This window comes from Ruixingdingia sedimenti (assembly GCF_031432425.1).
In the GTDB taxonomy this organism is placed as follows: Bacteria; Pseudomonadota; Alphaproteobacteria; order Rhodobacterales; family Rhodobacteraceae; genus Ruixingdingia; species Ruixingdingia sedimenti.
Genome location: NZ_JAVKPH010000008.1, coordinates 136004 through 154655 on the forward strand (window position 1 = coordinate 136004; position 18652 = coordinate 154655).

The 18652-nt window shown below is 71.0% G+C and carries 17 protein-coding genes; 9 read left to right on the plus strand and 8 right to left on the minus strand.

Going from position 1 to position 18652, the window contains the following annotated elements; translation table 11 throughout:
• Positions 1–46 precede the first annotated feature (46 nt).
• Genes cobU through RGD00_RS09600 form a run of 4 tightly spaced genes read left to right on the plus strand, consistent with a single transcriptional unit; the run spans position 47 to position 3741 of the window.
• Entirely contained in the window at positions 47–553 is a 507-nt protein-coding gene (cobU, locus tag RGD00_RS09585) for a bifunctional adenosylcobinamide kinase/adenosylcobinamide-phosphate guanylyltransferase (protein ID WP_310457101.1), read from the plus strand.
• The gene (gene cobT / locus RGD00_RS09590) at positions 550–1569 is read left to right on the plus strand and encodes a nicotinate-nucleotide--dimethylbenzimidazole phosphoribosyltransferase (protein ID WP_310457102.1); all 1020 of its coding nucleotides are present in this window, start codon (positions 550–552) and stop codon (positions 1567–1569) included. The genes cobU and cobT overlap by 4 nt, the downstream gene beginning before the upstream one ends.
• Positions 1562–2299 (plus strand): adenosylcobinamide-GDP ribazoletransferase, encoded by a 738-nt coding sequence (locus RGD00_RS09595; RefSeq protein WP_310457103.1) that lies wholly within the window; start codon positions 1562–1564, stop codon positions 2297–2299. The genes cobT and RGD00_RS09595 overlap by 8 nt, the downstream gene beginning before the upstream one ends.
• A complete protein-coding gene (locus tag RGD00_RS09600) occupies positions 2296–3741 on the plus strand; it encodes a cobyric acid synthase (protein ID WP_310457104.1) in 1446 nt (481 codons plus the stop codon). Before RGD00_RS09595 ends, RGD00_RS09600 begins: the two co-directional genes overlap by 4 nt.
• A 170-nt stretch (positions 3742–3911) precedes the next feature.
• Here RGD00_RS09600 and RGD00_RS09605 read toward each other — a convergent pair whose 3' ends face one another.
• Both RGD00_RS09605 and RGD00_RS09610 read right to left on the minus strand, forming a co-directional pair.
• Positions 3912–5072, minus strand: a complete 1161-nt coding sequence (locus RGD00_RS09605) for a DUF1501 domain-containing protein (protein WP_310457105.1) — start codon at positions 5070–5072, stop codon at positions 3912–3914.
• Between the two features lie 10 nt (positions 5073–5082).
• On the minus strand, positions 5083–6423 hold the full coding sequence (locus tag RGD00_RS09610; RefSeq protein ID WP_310457106.1) for a DUF1800 domain-containing protein: 1341 nt from the start codon (positions 6421–6423) through the stop codon (positions 5083–5085).
• Positions 6424–6537: 114 nt separating this feature from the next.
• On the opposite strand from RGD00_RS09610, the gene RGD00_RS09615 reads away from it, so the two are divergent.
• The 4 genes from RGD00_RS09615 to RGD00_RS09630 are packed head-to-tail and all read left to right on the plus strand — an operon-like array spanning position 6538 to position 12261.
• The gene (locus RGD00_RS09615) at positions 6538–7731 is read left to right on the plus strand and encodes a glycosyltransferase (RefSeq protein ID WP_310457107.1); all 1194 of its coding nucleotides are present in this window, start codon (positions 6538–6540) and stop codon (positions 7729–7731) included.
• A 54-nt stretch (positions 7732–7785) separates the two neighbouring features.
• Positions 7786–9252, plus strand: coding sequence for a hypothetical protein (locus RGD00_RS09620; RefSeq protein ID WP_310457108.1), 1467 nt, complete (start codon positions 7786–7788; stop codon positions 9250–9252).
• Positions 9249–9959 carry a hypothetical protein gene (locus tag RGD00_RS09625; protein WP_310457109.1) on the plus strand — a complete coding sequence of 237 codons (711 nt, stop codon included), beginning with the start codon at positions 9249–9251 and terminating at the stop codon, positions 9957–9959. Before RGD00_RS09620 ends, RGD00_RS09625 begins: the two co-directional genes overlap by 4 nt.
• Positions 9949–12261, plus strand: a complete 2313-nt coding sequence (locus RGD00_RS09630) for a sulfatase-like hydrolase/transferase (protein WP_310457110.1) — start codon at positions 9949–9951, stop codon at positions 12259–12261. Before RGD00_RS09625 ends, RGD00_RS09630 begins: the two co-directional genes overlap by 11 nt.
• Positions 12262–12353: 92 nt before the next feature.
• Here RGD00_RS09630 and RGD00_RS09635 read toward each other — a convergent pair whose 3' ends face one another.
• The 3 genes from RGD00_RS09635 to RGD00_RS09645 are packed head-to-tail and all read right to left on the minus strand — an operon-like array spanning position 12354 to position 14766.
• Entirely contained in the window at positions 12354–13049 is a 696-nt protein-coding gene (locus tag RGD00_RS09635; RefSeq protein ID WP_310457111.1) for a class I SAM-dependent methyltransferase, read from the minus strand.
• Positions 13050–13940, minus strand: coding sequence for a hypothetical protein (locus RGD00_RS09640; RefSeq protein ID WP_310457112.1), 891 nt, complete (start codon positions 13938–13940; stop codon positions 13050–13052).
• A 10-nt stretch (positions 13941–13950) separates the two neighbouring features.
• The gene (locus RGD00_RS09645) at positions 13951–14766 is read right to left on the minus strand and encodes a hypothetical protein (protein ID WP_310457113.1); all 816 of its coding nucleotides are present in this window, start codon (positions 14764–14766) and stop codon (positions 13951–13953) included.
• Between the two features lie 234 nt (positions 14767–15000).
• Between RGD00_RS09645 and RGD00_RS09650 the strand changes: the two genes are divergently transcribed.
• A complete protein-coding gene (locus tag RGD00_RS09650; RefSeq protein ID WP_310457114.1) occupies positions 15001–16725 on the plus strand; it encodes a glycosyltransferase family 2 protein in 1725 nt (574 codons plus the stop codon).
• Positions 16726–16960: 235 nt separating this feature from the next.
• On the opposite strand, the gene RGD00_RS09655 is transcribed toward RGD00_RS09650, so the two are convergent.
• The 3 genes from RGD00_RS09655 to rplS all read right to left on the minus strand — a co-directional run bounded on the left by RGD00_RS09655 (position 16961) and on the right by rplS (position 18533).
• A complete protein-coding gene (locus tag RGD00_RS09655) occupies positions 16961–17770 on the minus strand; it encodes a division plane positioning ATPase MipZ (protein WP_310457115.1) in 810 nt (269 codons plus the stop codon).
• Positions 17771–17922: 152 nt separating this feature from the next.
• Positions 17923–18144 carry a 50S ribosomal protein L31 gene (gene rpmE, locus RGD00_RS09660; RefSeq protein ID WP_310457116.1) on the minus strand — a complete coding sequence of 74 codons (222 nt, stop codon included), beginning with the start codon at positions 18142–18144 and terminating at the stop codon, positions 17923–17925.
• Positions 18145–18155: 11 nt separating this feature from the next.
• Positions 18156–18533, minus strand: coding sequence for a 50S ribosomal protein L19 (gene rplS, locus RGD00_RS09665; protein WP_310457117.1), 378 nt, complete (start codon positions 18531–18533; stop codon positions 18156–18158).
• Positions 18534–18652 lie beyond the last annotated feature (119 nt).

The following is an 18652-nucleotide window of genomic DNA, read 5'->3' on the forward strand; positions in this document are numbered from 1 at the left end:
GGGCGGATTGCTGCTTCCTATGCCCCGCAACCGGGCAGGAGGGAAGATGGCGACGATACTCATCACCGGCGGCGTGCGGTCGGGCAAGAGCCTGCTGGCGGAAACGCGGGCCGCCGCCCTGCCGGGCCGCCCCGTCTATATCGCCACGGCGGAACCCGGCGATGCCGAAATGGCCGAACGTATCGCCGCCCATCGCGCCCGCCGCGGGGCCGAATGGCGGACGGTCGAGGTGCCGCTGGATCTGGCGGGGGCGCTGGACGCCACCGACGGCCACGGCCCCCGGCTGGTCGATTGCCTGACGCTGTGGCTGTCGAACCTGATGGGCGCGGGCCGCAACTGGCGGGCAGAGGCCGAGGCGCTGGCCGCCACGCTGGCGCGGCAGCAGAGCCCGGTGATCCTGGTGACGAACGAGGTGGGCATGGGCATCGTGCCCGCCAATGCGCTCGCCCGCGCCTTCCGCGATGCGGCGGGCGGCCTGAACCAGCGCATCGCCGCCATGGCGGACGAGGTGATCCTGACCGTCGCGGGCCAGCCGCTGAAGGTGAAGGGATGACGCTTTTCCCCGCCCCCGGCTTTGCCACCCTGCGCGCGCGCCTTGCCGCGCTGCCCGCGCCCGATGCCACCGCCGCCGAGGCCGCCCGCGCCCGGCAGGACAGCCTGACCAAACCCCCCGGCGCGCTCGGCCGGCTGGAGGATCTGGCCGCGTTCATGGCCGCATGGCAGGGGGATGCGCGCCCGCGGCTCGACCGCGCGCAGGCGCTGGTGTTCGCGGGCAACCACGGGATCTGTGCGCAGGGGGTCAACCCCTTCCCGCAGGAAGTCACGGCGCAGATGGTGGCCAATTTCCGCGCCGGCGGGGCGGCGATCAATCAGCTCTGCCGGGTGGCGGGGGCGGATCTTCAGGTCGTGGCGCTGGACCTCGACCGCCCGACGCGGGATTTCACCCAAGGCCCGGCGATGACCGAAGGCGAAACGCTCGCCGCGATGGCGGCGGGTGCGGCGGCGGTGGATGCGGGCGCCGATGTGCTGATCCTGGGCGAAATGGGCATCGGCAATTCCACCATCGCCGCCGCGCTGGCCCGGGCGCTGTTCGGCGGGCGGGCAGAGGATTGGGCGGGCCCCGGCACCGGCGCGGATGCGGGCGGCGTGGCGTTGAAGGCGCGGGTGATCGAGGCGGGGGTGGCCCGCCATGCCGCCGCGCTGGCCGATCCGCTGGCGGTTCTGGCGGCGCTCGGCGGGCGCGAACAGGCGGCGATCTGCGGCGCGGTGCTGGCCGCGCGGGCGGCGCGGGTGCCGGTGATCCTCGACGGGTTCATCTGTACCGCCGCCGCGGCGGTGCTGCACCCCCTGGGGCCGGACCTGCTGGCGCATTGCATCGCGGGCCATACCGGGGCGGAACCCGGCCACCGGCGGCTGCTCGACGCGATCGGCCTGCGCGGCCTGCTGGATCTGGGCCTGCGGTTGGGCGAGGGCACGGGGGCGGCGCTGGCGCTGATGGTGCTGCGCGGGGCGCTGGCCTGTCATGACGGCATGGCGACCTTTGCCGAGGCCGGGGTGGCCGATGGCTGACCCGCTGGCCCATCTGCGGCTGGCGCTGATGGTGCTGACCCGCCTGCCGGCGGGCCGCCTTGCCGCGCCGCCCCCGCTCGGGGCCGCGGCATGGGCCTTTCCGGTCGCGGGGGCCATCGCGGCGCTGATCCCGGCGGGGGTGTTCGCGCTGGCCTTCGCCGCGCTGCCGCCGCTGCTGGCCGCCCTGCTGGCGCTGGCCGCCGGCATGGCCATAACCGGCGCGCTGCACGAGGACGGGCTGGCCGATCTTGCCGACGGTTTCGGCGGCGGGCGGACGCGCGAACGCAAGCTGGAAATCATGCGCGACAGCCGCATCGGCAGCTATGGCGTGCTGGCGCTGATCCTGTCGGTGGGGCTGCGCGCGGGGGCGCTGGCGGCGGCGCCGGATGCGGGCGCGGGGGCGCTGGCGCTGGTGGCGGTGGGCACGGCCAGCCGCGCGCCGCTGGCCGCGGTGATGGCCGCGCTGCCCCCCGCACGGGCCGAGGGGCTGGCGGCCGCGGCAGGGGCCCCCTCCGTCCCGGTCTGGGCTTTGTCTGTCGCCCTGGGCCTCGGCGCGCTGCTGGCCCTGCCCGCGCCGGGCCTGTCGCTGGCCGCGCTCGCCCTCGCCGTGCTGGCGATGGCGTGGCTGACCCGCCGCCAGATCGGCGGGCATACCGGCGACAGCCTCGGTGCGACGCAGCAGGCGGGCGAGGTGGCGTTGTGGCTGGTGCTGGCGGGGGGATGGGCGTGAACGCGCTGATGATCCAGGGCACAGGGTCGGATGTGGGCAAGTCGCTGCTGGTGGCGGGGCTCTGCCGGGCGGCGCGGCGCCGGGGGCTGCGGGTGCTGCCCTTCAAGCCGCAGAACATGTCCAACAACGCCGCCGTGACGGCCGACGGGGGCGAGATCGGCCGGGCGCAGGCATTGCAGGCGCTGGCCTGCGGGGTGGATCCCGTCACCGACATGAACCCCGTGCTGCTGAAACCCGAAACCGACATCGGCGCGCAGGTGATCGTGCAGGGCCGGCGGATGGGCAGCTACCGGGCGCGCGCCTATGGCAGCCTCAAGCCGCAGCTGGCGGCGGCGGTGATGGACAGCTTCGCCCGCCTGCGCGCGCAGGCCGATCTGGTGGTGGTCGAGGGCGCGGGCAGCCCGGCAGAGGTCAACCTGCGGCAGGGCGACATCGCCAACATGGGCTTTGCCCGCGCGGCGGGCGTGCCGGTGGTGCTGGCGGGCGACATCGACCGCGGCGGGGTGATCGCGCAGATCGTGGGCACGCAGGCGGTGCTGGACCCCGCGGATGCGGCGCTGATCGCGGGTTTCATCGTCAACCGCTTCCGCGGCGACCCGCGGCTTTTCGACGATGGCTACCGGCTGATCGCGGCGCGCACCGGCTGGCGCGGCTTCGGCGTGGTGCCCTGGTTCGCCGATGCCGCGCTGCTGCCGGCCGAGGATGCGCTGGACCTGACGCCGCGGGGCGGCGGGCCGGTGCATGTCGCCTGCCTCGGCCTGTCGCGGATCGCCAATTTCGACGACCTCGACCCGCTGAAGATGGAACCGGCGGTGCGGCTGACGATGGTGATGCCGGGGCAGGCGGTGCCGGGCGACGCGGCGCTGGTGATCGTGCCGGGCACGAAATCGACGCGGGGCGACCTGGCGTTCCTGCGCGCGCAGGGCTGGGACGTGGACCTGCTGGCCCATCACCGGCGCGGCGGGCGGATCCTTGGGCTTTGCGGCGGCTACCAGATGCTGGGCCGCACCGTCGCCGACCCGCAGGGGATCGAAGGCGAGCCGGGCGCGACCCCGGGCCTCGGCCTGCTCGACGTGGATACGGTGATGACCGCCGACAAAAGGCTCGCCCGGGTGGCGGCGGTGCATGCGGCCACCGGCCTGCCGGTTTCGGGCTACGAGATCCACATCGGCCGCACCACCGGCCCCGACTGCGCCCGCCCCTTCGCCCATGTGGACGGCACGCCCGAAGGCGCGGCATCGCCCGGCGGCAGGGTGCAGGGCAGCTACCTGCACGGGCTCTTTTCCGAGGACGCCTTCCGCGCGGCCTTCCTGTCCGGCCTCGGCGCCGCATCCGGGGGCGTGCGCTATGGCGCGCGGGTCGAACAGGTGCTCGACGACCTCGCCGCGCATCTGGAAACCCATCTGGACGTGCCCGCCCTGTTGCGGCTTGCGGGGGCCTGAGTCTCTCCGCCCGGCGGCGGTGCGGGTGGAAAGTGCGGGAGCCTCCGGCGGGGATATTTGGGGACAGAAAGTGATGCAGGGCGGGCCCTTCTTCACTTTCTGTCCTTAAATATCCCGGGGTCCGGGGCAGCGCCCCGGCGCTGCCCTCGACATCCCGCCAATCAGCAGGGTCAGCGCAGCACCGGCTCCGCCCCGCCCATGTCCAGCCCCGGGAACACCACCCGTTCCAGATCGCCGCGTGCCAGCCCGAACATCCCCGCCAGTGCCTGTGCCGCATGGGCGCGCACATCGGCGGTGGGCATCAGGTCGCGGCGGTTGAGAAGGTCAGCCTCTGCCAGCCCCGGCCAGCGGCCCAGTACCCGGCCCCCGCGCAGCGCGCCGCCGGCCATCAGCATCGCGCCCCCGGTGCCGTGGTCGGTGCCGCCGGATCCGTTTTCCCGCGCGGTGCGGCCGAATTCCGTCATCGCCAGCACCAAGGTCGTGCCCCAGTGCGCCCCGAGCCCCGCCCGCAGCGCCAGCACCGTCTGCGCCAGCGCCGCCAGCCGGTCGGCCATCAGCCGCGCCTGTCCCTGATGCATGTCCCATCCGCCAAGCGAAAAGGTCGCGATCCGCGCATCCGCGACCAGCCGGGCGGCGACATGGGTGCCGATGTCGGTCGCGGCCAGATCGCCCTTCGGGTTGGGCCCGGCGGCGGTTTCGGTGGCCAGCGCCTGCGCCCCCGTCCAGACCGGCGCGAACAGCGGGTCTGCGCCATGCAGTTCGTCCAGCAGCAGCCGCCCCTGCGCCGACAGGCGCGGGTCGGCGACCGGCATCCAGTGCGCGGTATCCGCCGCGCCCTCGAGGATCAGCATCCGTTCCCGTCCCACCGTCACCCCCGCCCGCGGCCCCGCGCCGGGGATCAGCCCGATAGCGCGGTTCAGCCAGCCGTCCCGCCCCGGGGTCAGCGCGCCGTCCGCCGCGCCCCCGCCGTTTTCCAGGAAATCCTGCCCGGTGAAGTGGCTGCGGCGGCGGTAGGGGGTGGCGACGGCGTGGGCGAAGCCCAACTCGCCCGTCTGCCACAGCGGCAACAGCGGGGCGGCGGCGGGATGCAGGGCGAAGAAGCCGTCGAGAGGCGCGCCCCCTTCCCCCTCGGCCAGCGTCGGCCGCAGGCTGGCATAGGCCGGATCCCCCACCGGCCGCAGCACGTCGAGCCCGTCCATCGCACCGCGCAGCACGATCACCACCAGCCGGTTTTCCCCCGGCGCGGCGGCAAAGCCGATGCGGGTGATCAGCGGGCTTGCCGCCGCCGAACAGCCGATCAGGAAGCTGCGCCGCGAGATCAGCAGATCCATCCCCGCCCCCCTATCGCCGCATGAAGGCGGGCGCGGCGAACAGCACGGCCACGCCTTCCCACCGTTGTTCGGCGCCGCGCACGGCCTGCGCCGTTTCCGGCCCGCCCGCAAGGTCGCCCAGCATCCGTTCCGCCAGCGCGCCGGGGTCGTCCACCGGCGGGGTGCGGCGGGCAAGTTCCACCGCCCAGTCCAGCCGCGCCGCCAGCATGGGGGCCGACAGCCAGCCCCCGGCGGTGTCGGGCCAGCCGTCGGGCTGGCGCGGGCGGTGGATCGGCTGGCCGAGCCGGGCCATCGCCTCGGCCACCCGCAACCCCACCTTGGGGATCGCGCCCACCCCGGCCTCCTGCCCCGTCATGTCCAGCGCGCGCAGCGTCGCCACGATGTATTCGTGGGGCGAACGGACCTTGGCCAGTTCCGCCGCCCGCGCCGCCGGATGCGTCAGCAACAGGCGATAAAGGGGCGGCAGCGCGCCCTCGCCGCGCAGGTATTCGGCGGCCATCGCCTGCACCAGATCGGCGGGCGGGTTGTCGGACAGGAAATGGCCCGCCAGCATCCGCGCCACGCTGTCCGCCGTCTGCGACCGCATCGCGATGTCGGCGACCAGCCGGCGGATTTCGTCCTCCCCTTCGCCATAGGTCACGCCGAGGATGCGCTTGTCGCCCGGCTCTGCCCGGTCGGGGTCGAAGGCGGTCCCGTCCGGCCCCGCCGTCAGCCCGGCCAGCAGGCGGGCGGTTTCGGTCACGTCGCGCTGGTCGTAGCCGGTGCCCATGCTGTGCAGTTCCAGCAGTTCGCGGGCAAGGTTCTCGTTCAGCCCCTGCCCCCGGCGCTGGCCAAGCACCGAATGCGGGCCGACCGAGCGGACCTGATCGAGATAGACCAGCATCGCCGGGTGGAACACCGAGGCCGCCAGCATGTCGGGAAAGCGGCCCGCGACATGGGGGCGGATCGCCTCGTCCCGGAAGGGCTGGACCAGATGGGCCATCGCCGCCGGGCCGAAAGCCACCGTCAGCCGGTTGGCCCAGAGGTTCGCCAGCCGTTCGCGGAACCCCCGTGTGGCGGTGGCGGCGCGGGGGATCCATGTCAGCGGATCCTCTGCCGTGATGCGTTTCAGTTCCGGGCCTGCGGTGGCCGCCACCGCCTGCCCGGCGCGGCGGGCGGCGGCGTCATCGCGCGCCTGCCGCTGCAACGCCAGCCGTTCGGCCAGCGTGGGGCGGTGCCAGCGCGCATCGTCGGGGTCGGGGGGGGCAAGCTGCGCCATCAGCCGGTCGGCGTCGTACCCGCCCGGCAGCGGCGCCGTGCCGCCCCGGGGGCCATAGCCGAAGCGGATGTCCTCGATCAGGGATGATGCCATGCTGCGCCGCCTTTGCGGTTCAGGTAGGCACGGGGCGGCGGAAACGCAAGCCGGGGTTTGCATCGCGCCGGGTTGGCGGTACACCGGGCAGGCTGGCAGCCAACGGGGAACGGCGTGAGGATCGCCTATCTGGTCAATACCTATCCGCGCCCCTCGCACACCTTCATCCGGCGAGAGATCCGGGCGCTGGAACGCCGCGGCATCGCGGTGCACCGTTTCGCCATGCGGTCGGACCGCGCGGCGCTGGTGGACCCGGCGGATGTGGCCGAGGATGCGCGGACGGAACATGTGCTGAAGGCCGGCGCGCCGGTGCTGGCGGCGGCGGGGCTGCGGGCGCTGGCGACGGCGCGGGGGTGGCGCGCGCTGCGGCTGGCGGTGGGCTGCGGGCGGCGCGGGGGCGGGGTGCTGCGGCATCTGGTCTATCTGGCAGAGGCCGCGCAGGTCGCCCGCCGGTGCCGCGATCTGGGGGTTGCGCATCTGCATGCGCATTTCGGCACCAATTCGGCCACCGTCGCCATGCTGGCACATGAACTGGGCGGGCCGCGGTTCAGTTTCACCGTCCACGGGCCCGAGGAATTCGACGCCCCCGCCGCGCTGTCGCTGCGGCAAAAGATGGCGCGCGCGGCCTTTACCGTCGCCATCAGTTCCTTCGGGCGCAGCCAGCTGATGCGGTGGGCACGGGCGGCGGACTGGCCGCGGATCCATACCGTCCATTGCGGGATCGAACCGGCGCTGTTCGCCCCCGCGCCGCTGCCCGAAGGCCCGGCGCGGGTGGTGGCGATCGGGCGGTTTTCCGAACAGAAGGGGCAGTTGCTGCTGGTGCGGGCGCTGGCGCTGGCCGTGGCCCGCGCGCCGGGGCTGCATCTGGTGCTGGTGGGCGACGGCGAATTGCGCGGCGCGATGGAGGCGGCGGTGGCGCAGGCGGGCATCGGCGCGCATGTGACCCTGACCGGCTGGCTGGACGAGGCCGGCGTGCGCGCCGAACTGGCCGCGGCGCAGGCGCTGGTGCTGCCCAGTTTCGCCGAAGGGCTGCCGATGGTGGTGATGGAGGCGATGGCGGCGGCGCGCCCGGTGGTGGCGACATGGATCGCCGGGGTGCCCGAACTGGTGGTGCCGGGCGGCACCGGCTGGCTGGTGCCCGCGGGCGATGCGGGGGCGCTGGCCGATGCGCTGGTGGCGCTGGCGGGCACGCCGGTGGATCGCCTGCGCGCGATGGGCGAGGCGGGCCGCGCCCGGGTGCTGGCCCGCCACGACATCGACGCCGAGGCAGGGCGTCTTGCCGCGCTGTTCGCGGCGGAAACCGCTTGACCCCGGGCCCCGCCGCGCCGGACAAGTGCCAAGGGATCGAAGGAGGTACGCGACATGCCCGGCGGCGACGGCACGCCATCGCAGGCCCCCGATGAAGGGGTTCTGATCCGTGCCGAGAACGGGGATGTCGTCACCTTCGACGCCACCGGGTTGACGCTGCGGCTGTCGGATACCGTGCTGGCCGATCTGCGCCGCCGCCTGCCGCTTGCCCCCGCCGCGCCTGTTGCCGCCCCCGACCCTGCCCCCGACGCGGCCGATGTGTTGGGCGACATCGACGCATGGGGGCTGGCACAGGCGGGCGGCTGGCACCATTTCACCGCCCGGCTGGAACCGGGGCGCGGCGCGCGCGGCTATCGCCGCCCGGTGGCGGGGGGCGACATCATCGCCGACGCGCCGGGGCCGCTTTGCGCCCTTCTGGCGCTTGGCGGTGCGCGCCGCGCGGGGTTCACGCCGGGGCCGCCGCGCTGGCGGTTCAACGTGCTGGCGCCGGGGGATCATATCGGCGCGGTGGGGCTGGAAGGGACGGCAGAGGCCGTGCGGACCCCCGGCCTGCAACATATCCCACATGCGACGCGGGAATCGATGACGGCCGACCGGCTGCTCGACTGGCGGGCGGATCGGGGAATGGGCCTGCCGCTGATCCTGACGCGGGCAGAGACGGACAATGTGGCATCCATCGCGGCGCTGGCCGAAGGCCGGGGCTATGCCAATTTCCTGACCGCGGTGGACAGTCTGATCGCCGCCGCCGCAACCCTCGGCCGCCGCCCCCGGGTGCTGGCGGTGGGGCTGGATCACACGCTGGAGGATCCGGGCACCGACCCGGATGCCTTCGTCACCGGCCTGCGCGCGTTGATGGCGCGGGTGGAGGCCGATTTCAACGCCCGCGGCCTTGCCCGCCCGCTGTTCCTGATGACGTTCGAGGCCGGCACCCGCGCGCGGGGGGACCAGCCGCAGATATTGGCCCACGAACGGCTCGCCCGCGCGCACTGGCCGCATGAGGTGCTGTTCAGCGCGCCGGGCTACATGTTCGCGCAGGACCGTTTCGGCCGGCCCCTTGATGCCGCGCGGCTGCGCATGGCGGAAATGGATGCGCATGCCATCGCGGGGCATGGCGCGGGGGGCTGGCGCTGCCCGCTGCCGCTGCTGGCGGAAACCGAAGGGGATGGAAGGGTGATCCGCGTCACCTGCGACGCGCTGGCGCCGCTGGTGATCGACGCGGGCGATCCGTTGCGCGCGGGGCCGGCCTGCGGGTTCGGCCTTGCCGGTACGGATGCGCGGGTGAAGGGTGCGGCGGTTGCGCCGGATGACGACCGGGCGGTGCTGGTGACGCTGGACCGGCCCGTGGATGGCCCCGCGCGGCTGCGCTATGCCTTCGGCGCGGCGGACAGCCCCGACGAATACCCCGCCAACCGGGGCGCGCTGCGCGATACCTGGGCCGCGCCGGCGCTGGACGGGCAGGGATTGCTGCACCGTTGGGCGCTGCCCGCCGAACTGCCGGTGCATCCGGGGGCGGGGCGATGACGCTGGTCTATCACGGCCGCCTGCCGCCCGGGGCGTTGGTGAACCACCGGGCCGAGGGGCTGTGGCTGCATGCCGAACCGGGGGCCTTCGCCGATGCCGACGCGCCGGGGCGCATCTTCGCCTGGCAGGCGAAGGCGGGCGAGGGCGTGGCGGTCGCGGTCGGCCCCAACAAGACCGGTACGCTGACCGCGCCCGGCCGCGCCGCGCTGCGGTTCGAAAGCGGCGAACAGGGCGGGCTGGTGCTGCCGGGGGCATTGGCCGATACCGCGCGGTGCAGTTTCGGCCTGATCTGGCACCCGGCGGCGGCGGATGCCGAAACCCTGCTGACCCTGCACCCCGGGGATGGGGGATACCTCTACCTTGCCGCCGCGGGTGGCACGATACGGGTGGAACGCAAGGGCGGGGGCCTCGACCTGCGCGCGGCGCAGCCCGATGGGCCGGTGCTGGTGATCTGCGGCATATCGGGCGGGCTGGTGCGGCTGGCGGTGAACGACGCCCCGCCGGTCATGGCCTCCGCCGCGATGCCCCCCGCCCCGGCGGATCTGTTCATCGCCTGCCGCGGCCAGCGCGCGGGGCTGCGCGGCAAGCTGGGGGCCTTTGCGCTGACGGATGTGTTCGTCTGGCCCGGCCACGACTGCCTCGCCGCGCCCGGCGACCCGGCCCGCGCCGCCGCCCTTGACCAGTGGAGGGAAACCCGTGCCCTTTGACCGCGCCACCCTTGCCACCGGCAATATCGTCGTCATCTGGATCGACGACATGATCGACGTCTTCACATGGCGCAACGCCTTCGGGGTGACGATCCAGACCCCCAACATCGACCGCCTGATGGCCGAAGGCGTGCGCTTTGCCAATGCCTATGCCACCGTGCCGCTCTGCGCCCCCTGCCGGGCGGAAATCGCCACGGGCCTGTCGCCCTTCCGCACCGGGCTGGTGGACCTCAACCGGTTCTGGCGCGACGTGCTGCCGCCCACGGCGTCATGGGTCTACGACCTGCGCCGGGCGGGGTTCCGCACCTTCACCACCGGCAAGACCGATGCGAACTACAAGCCGATGCCGGAGGAATACCGCCGCGTCCTGTTCCACGAGGATGCACCCGCCGACGACCGGGGGCGCAGGCGCGGGGTCAAGGAATATCTGGATACCGGCCCCGGCATCGCCGGCGTGAACCACCCCGACGATGACGGCAGTCAGGACAACAGGTTCTACGACTGGACCGTGGCGCAGAACGCCATCGACTATCTGGGCCGGGCGGAACGGGGGCGACGGCACCTGATCCAGCTTGGTTTCAAGCACCCGCATTACAACCTGATCTGCCCGGATCGGTTCTACCAGCTGTACGACCCGGCGGCGATCACCTGGCCCCGCACCGCCCACCCCGACGATTTCCACGGCCCGCAGCCGGGGATGGCGGTCTATGAGCTTGCCTATATCGTCAACGGCCAGTGGACGCCGGAAAAGGCCGGGGATGCGGCATGGCGGCAGGTGGTGCGCGGCTATTTCGCCGCCTGTTCGCATGTGGATCACGAAATCGGCAGGTTCATGGATGCGCTGCGCGCCTCGCCTCTGGCCGGGAACACCACCGTGGTGCTGCTGTCGGACAACGGCTTCAACCTCGGCACCCACGACAGTTTCCACAAGATGAGCCAGTGGGACAGCGCGGCGCATGTGCCGCTCGGCCTCTGGCATGGCGGGCTGCCGGGGGGGCAGGTGGTGGAGATGCCGGTGGCGCTGCACAACGTCCCGCGCACGATCATGGACCTTGCGGGCCTGCCGCCCCGGCCCGACTGGACATCCGGCCAAAGCCTGCTGCCGCTGGTGGACCCGGCCTTCGGCGCCTACGACCGGGCGAAATCGCCGCTGACGGCGGTGTTCGGCACGCTGTCGGTGCGGCCGTCGGCCGAGGGCCTCAGCCACCTGCGCTATTTCCGCTACCCGAACGGCGAGGAGCACGTCTACGACGTCGTGGCCGACCCGGGCGAGACGACGAACCTTGCCGGCGGGCCGGAAACCCCGGCGCTGCGGGCCGAATTGATGCGCGCGGCGCTGGATCTGGGGCTGGACCTGCGGGGGGCAGAGGACCCGGCGCGCGGGATCAACGCGATGATGGCGATGGATGGCGCGGTGGTGCTGGAAGGGGGGCCGGATGCCACCGATTTCTGGGCCTATGGCGCGGCGGCGGACCGGGTGGTGCCGCACCCGGACGGGCGGCAGGATACCTTGTGGTACATGGCCGGGCCCGATGGCCATGTGCTGCGCGTGCCCGCGGGGATCGACAGGCTGCGCATCGCCACCGTGGTGTCGCGCAGCGAAGAGGATGGCCAGACCGGCAAGGTGCAGCGCATCGTGGCGCATCCCGACAGCCGCATCGACTTCGAGGCGTCGGAGCGCGTCAGCGTCCATGTCACCGGGTCCGACCGGGGCGACGTGATGGTGGGCCCCGCCTATGCCGGTGCGGTGTTCGAGGGGGGCGCGGGCGACGACCTGCTGGTGGCGGGATCGTCGCGGCGCAACGATCATCATGCGTTCTACGGCGGGGCGGGCAACGACACCCTGCGCGGCGGGGCCGGGCGCGACACGCTGGACGGCGGGGCGGGGGACGACCTGATCGTCGCGGGCGACGGCTTTGCCCGCATCTACGGCGGGGCGGGCAACGACACGATAGAGGCGGGCGACCGCACCGTGGTGATCCATACCGGGCCGGGGCGGAACCGGGTTGTTTCGGGCGAGGGACGCGACGAGATCCATGTCGGCCCGGGCGAAAACACCGTCACCGGCGGCCCGGGCGGGGTGCGCTATGTCATCGCCTGGGGCGGCGTGACCACGATCACCGACTGGCACCCCGGCGACCGGCTGGACCTGTCCGCCTGGCCCGCCGCGCCGCAGGTGGCGGCGGAAGGCGGGGATGTGGTGATCCGCCTCGGCCTGTCGGCGGTGGTGTTGCAGGGGGTGACGGATCCCGCGGCTGTGGCCGAGGGGCTGGCGCTGCCCGGGGCCGGGGCGGCGGGATAGGGTGTTGCGGTGGAACCCCGACCTGCGATTGCCGGGAAAGACTGATGGCAGAAGGCCCCCCATGGGGCGGGATCTGGCCCGCCCCATGGGCCTCAGACGTAATGCCCCTGGATGGGGGGCGCATAGGCCGGGGCCTCCAGCGGTTTGCGGCAGGCGTAGAGCAGCATGTGCGGCCCTTCCAGCATGCGTTCGCCCCCGCGCGGCTTGCCGGTGGGATCCTCGATCGGGATGATGCGGCCGGGCGACTTGCGCGGCACGATCGAGACCTCCAGCATCTCGTAGCCCCGGGCGTGGTGCCAGTAGCGCCAGGGCACGTCCGGGCCGGTCTGGAAGAACCCGTGGCCGAACCAGCCGTCCGCCGCGATATAGCCCAGCATCAGCCCGCCGGGTTTCAGCAGCGCATGGCAGTTGTCGATGGCCTGCCCGATGTAGAAGATATGTTCGGTCGTGCCGCCGTCGATCACCACATCGAACTTGCCCTTCAGCCGCGCCGGCACCGCGCGGTTGAGGTCGTGGATATGCTGCGCGCCTTCCTTGTCGGTGAAGTCCAGCGCCTCGATCACGGGATAGCCGAGCGCGGTCAGCAGCGTTTCGGTGAACCCGTCCTCCTGCGCCACGCCTTCGGGCGTCAGGTCGAACCCCAATCCCTGTGCCGCCTTGCAGAACCGTGCCAGCTTGCGCCCGTTCAGGTGCAGCTTCTGCCGCCCCAGGATCACGCCGCGTTTGGCGCCGTTCAGATGCGCGGCATGGCGCGCCAGGAACATCGCCGGGATAAGACTGATACCCATTCACTCGTCCTCATCGTTACTGTCGGCGCTTTCGGGCGCCAGCCTGCGGACGAAACTGACCCCCGTCGCGGCCTTGAGCATCTTTTGCGCCGCCCGGTGCAGGCCGATTTCGCGCAGCACCTCGGGCTGGCGATAGTGGACGGTGAAGATTTCCCGCCCCTCGGGCAGGGGTTCGCCGCGCAACTGGCCGCCGAGGATGTAGTGCTGTTCCTCGGGCAATATGTTCCAGCGCAGCCCCGCGCGCTGGATCGCGACGGGCAGGGTCATCTGGTCCAGATAGGGCCGGCGGTTTTCCAGCGTCTCCACCCGGTCGAGGATGCGCGCGGTATCGTACCACACATCGGGAAAGCGCCCGCCCGGCCCCGGCGTTTCGGGAAAGATCACGAAACCCGCGCTGAAATAGGGGATGCGCGGCTTGCGCGACTGCCGCATCAGGCGGATGCGTTCTTCGGGGATGGGCATGCCGAAGGCGGCATAGATCACATCCCAGATTTCCTCGCCCGCCCACCGCATGGATGCCGCGGCGGAACAGGATACATGCCCGTCGCGCGCGATATTCGCCACGCTGTTCGGGCGCAGGAACAGCACGTCGGAATCGACGAAGGCCGACCATTCGGTATCGCGTGGCTGCATCGCGGCGATGATCTTGTTGCCGTGGGGATAGGGGCTGTCCCACATTCCTTCGGTGCGCATCGGGCGGATTTCGCCGCCCATCATCTCATGCGCCTTCAGCACCGCGGGGTGCAGTTCCTGCATCCGGTGTTCGGGGCAATAGCCGATGGCCTTCACGCCATCGCCGAACTGCGCCCGGATCGAGGCGAGCAGGCTGCACGCCATGATCTCGTACCCCGGCGGCTCGACGATATAGACGAAGCTGAAGCTGTCGCGCACCCCGCCGCCCCTATTCTTCCAGCGCCTTCGCCGGGTCCACCCCGATCTGTTCGCACATCCGCGCGGCATAGGAATTGGGCAGGGGCGGGTTCTTGCGCCACCAGGGCTTGGTGCCGTTGGTGTAAAGATGCACCGACAGGGTGTTGTCGGTGAAATGCCCCTCGACCCGCCCGTAGGGGTCGTAGAACACATCGTTCAGCTGGAACGGCACCGGGTAAAGGTAATCCGGCGACAGCGCCTTTTCGTAATCGCCGGTCTGCTGCGCGAACCAGGTGAAGGCCTGCGGGCCGAAGGCGGTGCGTTCGGCATTGTAGATCCGCACCGCATGGGGCAGCGACGGATCCTGCTTTTCCAGCCGCTTGCGCTGTTGCTTGTTGAACCATGCCGGCGCGTCGGGCAGGTTTTCGTAATAGTCCAGCAGGCGGGCCATCAATTCGCCCTCGCGCGGGATATAGACCACCCCGCAGTTGAGCGCGCCGCGGAAACCGTGGCCGGCGTAGATGTTCTGCATCTCGTCCGGGAAGGGTTTGTGGCAGAAGGCGTCGCAGTCGATCCAGACCGCATCGGTCGCCTGGATCATCTTGTAGCGGAACACGTTGGACAGAAAGCTTTCCGAGGTCTGGCGCACGATGTCCATGTCGATCGACATGATTTCGGTGGCCGGGCGGACATCGATACCCTCGGGCACATTGTCCACGTTTTCGGTACAATAAAGCGTCGTCGGATGCCCCTGCCGCACATGCGACAACAGGCAAAGCTGATTGAGGTAATGAAGCCGGGGCCCGATCCAGAGGGATGCGACGGGCCTGCGCGCGGGTACTGCCATGACTGCCTCTCACTCTCCACCGTGATCCTGCCGGTATCCGATGGACTTTTTAAGAATTGCCGGGATATTGCAGCAAAGGGCCGATCCTGTCCAGCGCGGCGGCGCGGGGTTGGGCGGCGGAAAAAGGGCAGGCGGGACGGCATCATGGCAAAGCGCGGGGTGGGCAGGGCGTCACCGCTGTTGCGGGAACTGGCGGCGCGGAAAAGCCCGCACGGGATTGTCACCGCCCTGTCAATGATGAAGGACGAAGGCCCCTTCCTGCTGGAATGGATCGCGCATCATCTGGCGGTCGGTTTCACCCGGATCGTCGTCTATACGAACGATTGTTCCGACGGCACCGACACGATGCTGAAACGGCTGGAAACACTCGGCCTCGCCCATCACCGCGACAACATCATCCCCGAAGGGCTGCGCCCGCAGCCCTCGGCGCTGAACTACGGGCAGGAAGAACCGCTGGTGCAGGAAAGCGACTGGCTCTTGGTCTTCGACGCCGACGAATTCCTGTGCATCAAATACGGCGACGGCACGCTGGACGACCTGATCGGGGGCATCACCGCGCAGGGCGCGAACGGGATGGTGGTCACCTGGCGCATCTTCGGATCGGGGGGCGTCCACCACTGGTCGCGCGATCCGGTGACGGAACAATATCTGATGGCCGCGCCGCCGATGTGGAACAAGGGCTGGGGCGTCAAAACCCTGTTCCGGTTCGACCCCGACCACTGGAAACTGGGCATCCACCGGCCCAAGATGAAGAGCAAATGGCTCGAAACCGATTTCCCCGACAGCGTGAAATGGCTGAACGGATCGGGCCTGCCGATGGAGGATTACTTCAAGTTCCGCGGCTGGCGGTCGATCACCCGCACGGTGGGCTATGACTGGGCGCAGATGAACCACTATGCGGTGAAGTCGATCGACAGCTATGCCATCCGCAAGTTCCGCGGCAACGTGAACTTCAAGAAGGACAAGTACAATTCCGACTACTGGGCGTTGCAGGACCGCAACGAGGTGCGCGACGATGCGATGCTGCGCTATTCCGCCGCGCGCAAGCGGATCTTCGACGCGCTGCTGACGGACCCGGACCTGAACCGCCTGCATTTCGCCGCGCTGGAACGGGCGGAATCGCGGCTGGCGGAATTCAAGGGGACAGAGGCTTACGAGGCCATGGTGGCCGATCTCAAGGCCGCCAGCGCCATCCCGATCTCGCAGGTGGAGGCCAAGCCCCCGCAGGCGCGCGACCCCGAAAAGATCGCGGCGCTGATGTCAGCGGTGGAAAAGCGCGCCTCCGCCAGGGCGAAGGAGGACCGCAAGGCAAAGGCCCCCGCGCCGGGCGCGCCGGTGGTCGCCAGCCCCTATGTGACGGGGGCGGACCTGTCGGCGGACATACCCCTGCAATGGGTGCCGAGCCAGGGGATCGACCTGCCCGCCGACCCCCGCGTCTTCACCCCCCCGGCGCTGGAGGCGATCATGGCCGGCAAGTTCGACCGCGCGGCGGTGCGGCGGCTGCCGGGCCTTCTGCCGCAGGGCGCGCGGCTGGCGGTCTACGGGGCGGGCTGCGGGTTCCTGCCGCTGTGCCTGTCGCGGATCCGCCCGGATCTGTCGATATGGGCGGCAGAGGCAGATCCGGGCCTGCGGGCGCTGCTGGAACGGGTCTGGGCGCGGGCGGGCGACGCGCCGGGGCCGCGGCTGGAACTGGCGGAACCCGCGGCGCTGCTGGCCGCGGCGCGGGCGGATGCGGTGCTGCTGGACGACCCGGCCTGCGGCCCCGAGGTGCTGGGGGAGATCCTGCCCGACCGCCTGCTCCTCGGCCCCCGCCTGCTGGCAGGGCAGCCCGGGGCGGCAGAGGCTTTCGCCACCGTCTGCGCCGCGCGGGGCCTGCCCGACCGGGCAGTGGTGCCCCCGGCCGGGGTGCTGGTCTTTGGCCGCGGCCTGCCGGTGCGGGAAAAGAAGGCGGACGGCTGAGGAAGGCCGGGGTGAACCCCGGCCTGCGGGCGCAGCGCCCACGCCGGCGGGTGGTGCGGGTGGAAAGGTCGGTGGCCTCCGGCGGGGATATTTAGGGACAGAAAATGGTGAGGGGCGCACCCTTTCTCATTTTCTGTCTGAAAATATCCTCAGGGGGTGAATTGGCGCAGCCAAGAGGGGGCAGAATGCCCCCTGCGCCGTTCGGGCCGGGTGCTGCGCCGCGCGGGATGCCCGGTCAGAAGTCCACCGTCACGCCCGGCAGGTTCAGGGCCTTGATCAGGTCGCGCAGTTCCTGCCGTGCGGCGATGTTCGACATGTTCAGGTTCTCCACCCCCACGTCGCGCAAATCCAGCAGGGTGATGCCGCGCGGGAACAACTCGCGAAAGATCACCCGTTCCGAAAACCCCGGCGCGACGCGGAAGCCGATGCGGCGCGACAGTTCTTCCAGCGCCGCGCCGACCTTCTTCTTGTTGTGCATCTGCTGCGCCCCGAGGCGGTTCCTCAGCACGATCCAGTCGATGGGCTTCAGCCCCGCCTGCGCCCGCAATTGCCGCGCCTGCCAGACCATTTCGGAATAGATCGACGGCCCCTTGACCCGCCCGGTTTCCGGGTCGATCCGCGCCAGCAGGTCGAAGTCGATGAAACTGTCGTTCAGCGGCGTGATCAGCGTGTCGGCCAGCGAATGCGCCAGCTGGCTCAGCCGGGTATGCGAGCCGGGGCAGTCGATGACGATGAAATCGCTGTTCGGTTCCATTTCCGCCATCGCGGTGGACAGGCGGTGGTCGAACGGGTTTTCGTTCGGCGCCAGCCCCGCGGCGTCGACCTCTGGCAGCTCGCGCAGGTCCGGCGTGGGCAGGGCCAGCCCTTCCTTCGCCATGAAGGCGCGGCGGTTTTCCAGATAGCGGCCGAAGCTGCGCTGGCGCAGGTCGAGGTCCAGCGCGCTGACGCGGAACCCCATGCGGGCCAGCGCCGTGGCGACATGCATGCAGGTGGTGGATTTCCCCGACCCGCCCTTTTCGTTCCCCACGACGATGATATGCGCCATGCGGTGCCGCCCCCTGCTGGTTTCGCTGTTGCGCGCCTTCATAAGCGTTGCGCCGCGCAGAGGGAAGCGGGAAGCCGCCGATGCCGGGGCGATCCGTCGGGGCCCCGGAAAGCAAAAGGCCCCGCGCGGGCGGGGCCTTTCCGGTGCCGGGTTCAGAAACCCAGACCCGCGTATTTGTTCTTGAACTTCGACACGCGCCCGCCGGTGTCCATCAGCTTGGTCGAGCCGCCGGTCCAGGCCGGATGCGCCAGCGGGTCGATGTCGAGCGCCATCTGGTCGCCCTCCTTGCCCCAGGTCGAGCGGACCTGGAACACGGTGCCGTCGGTCATCTTGACGTCGATCAGGTGGTATTCGGGGTGGATGCCCTTTTTCATGATCCGGCTCCTTACGCTTCGGTCTTGGGCTTGTAGTTGCTGACTTCGGCGATCCGGGCGGATTTGCCGCGGCGCGACCGCAGGTAGTACAGCTTGGCGCGGCGCACGCGGCCGCGGCGGACGACCTCGATCGAGTCGATGTTGGTCGAATAGAGCGGGAACACCCGTTCCACGCCTTCGCCGAAGGAAATCTTGCGCACGGTGAACGAGGCCGAGATGGTGTTGCCGCCCTTGCGTGCGATGCAGACGCCTTCATAGTTCTGCACGCGCGACCGGGTGCCTTCGGTCACCTTGAAACCGACGCGCACGGTGTCGCCGGCCTTGAAATCGGGGATGGTTTTGCCGAGGGCGGCGATCTGTTCCGCCTCGATCTGTGCGATCAGGTTCATCGCGATACTCCTTAGCCCGCGGTTGTTCCGCGAAGGTGATGCTGTCCATAGCTCCGGTCTTCGTCCGGGTCCCCGCCGCGTTGCCGCGCCGCGCCCGCCGGAGGTGGCCATGCGTTCCT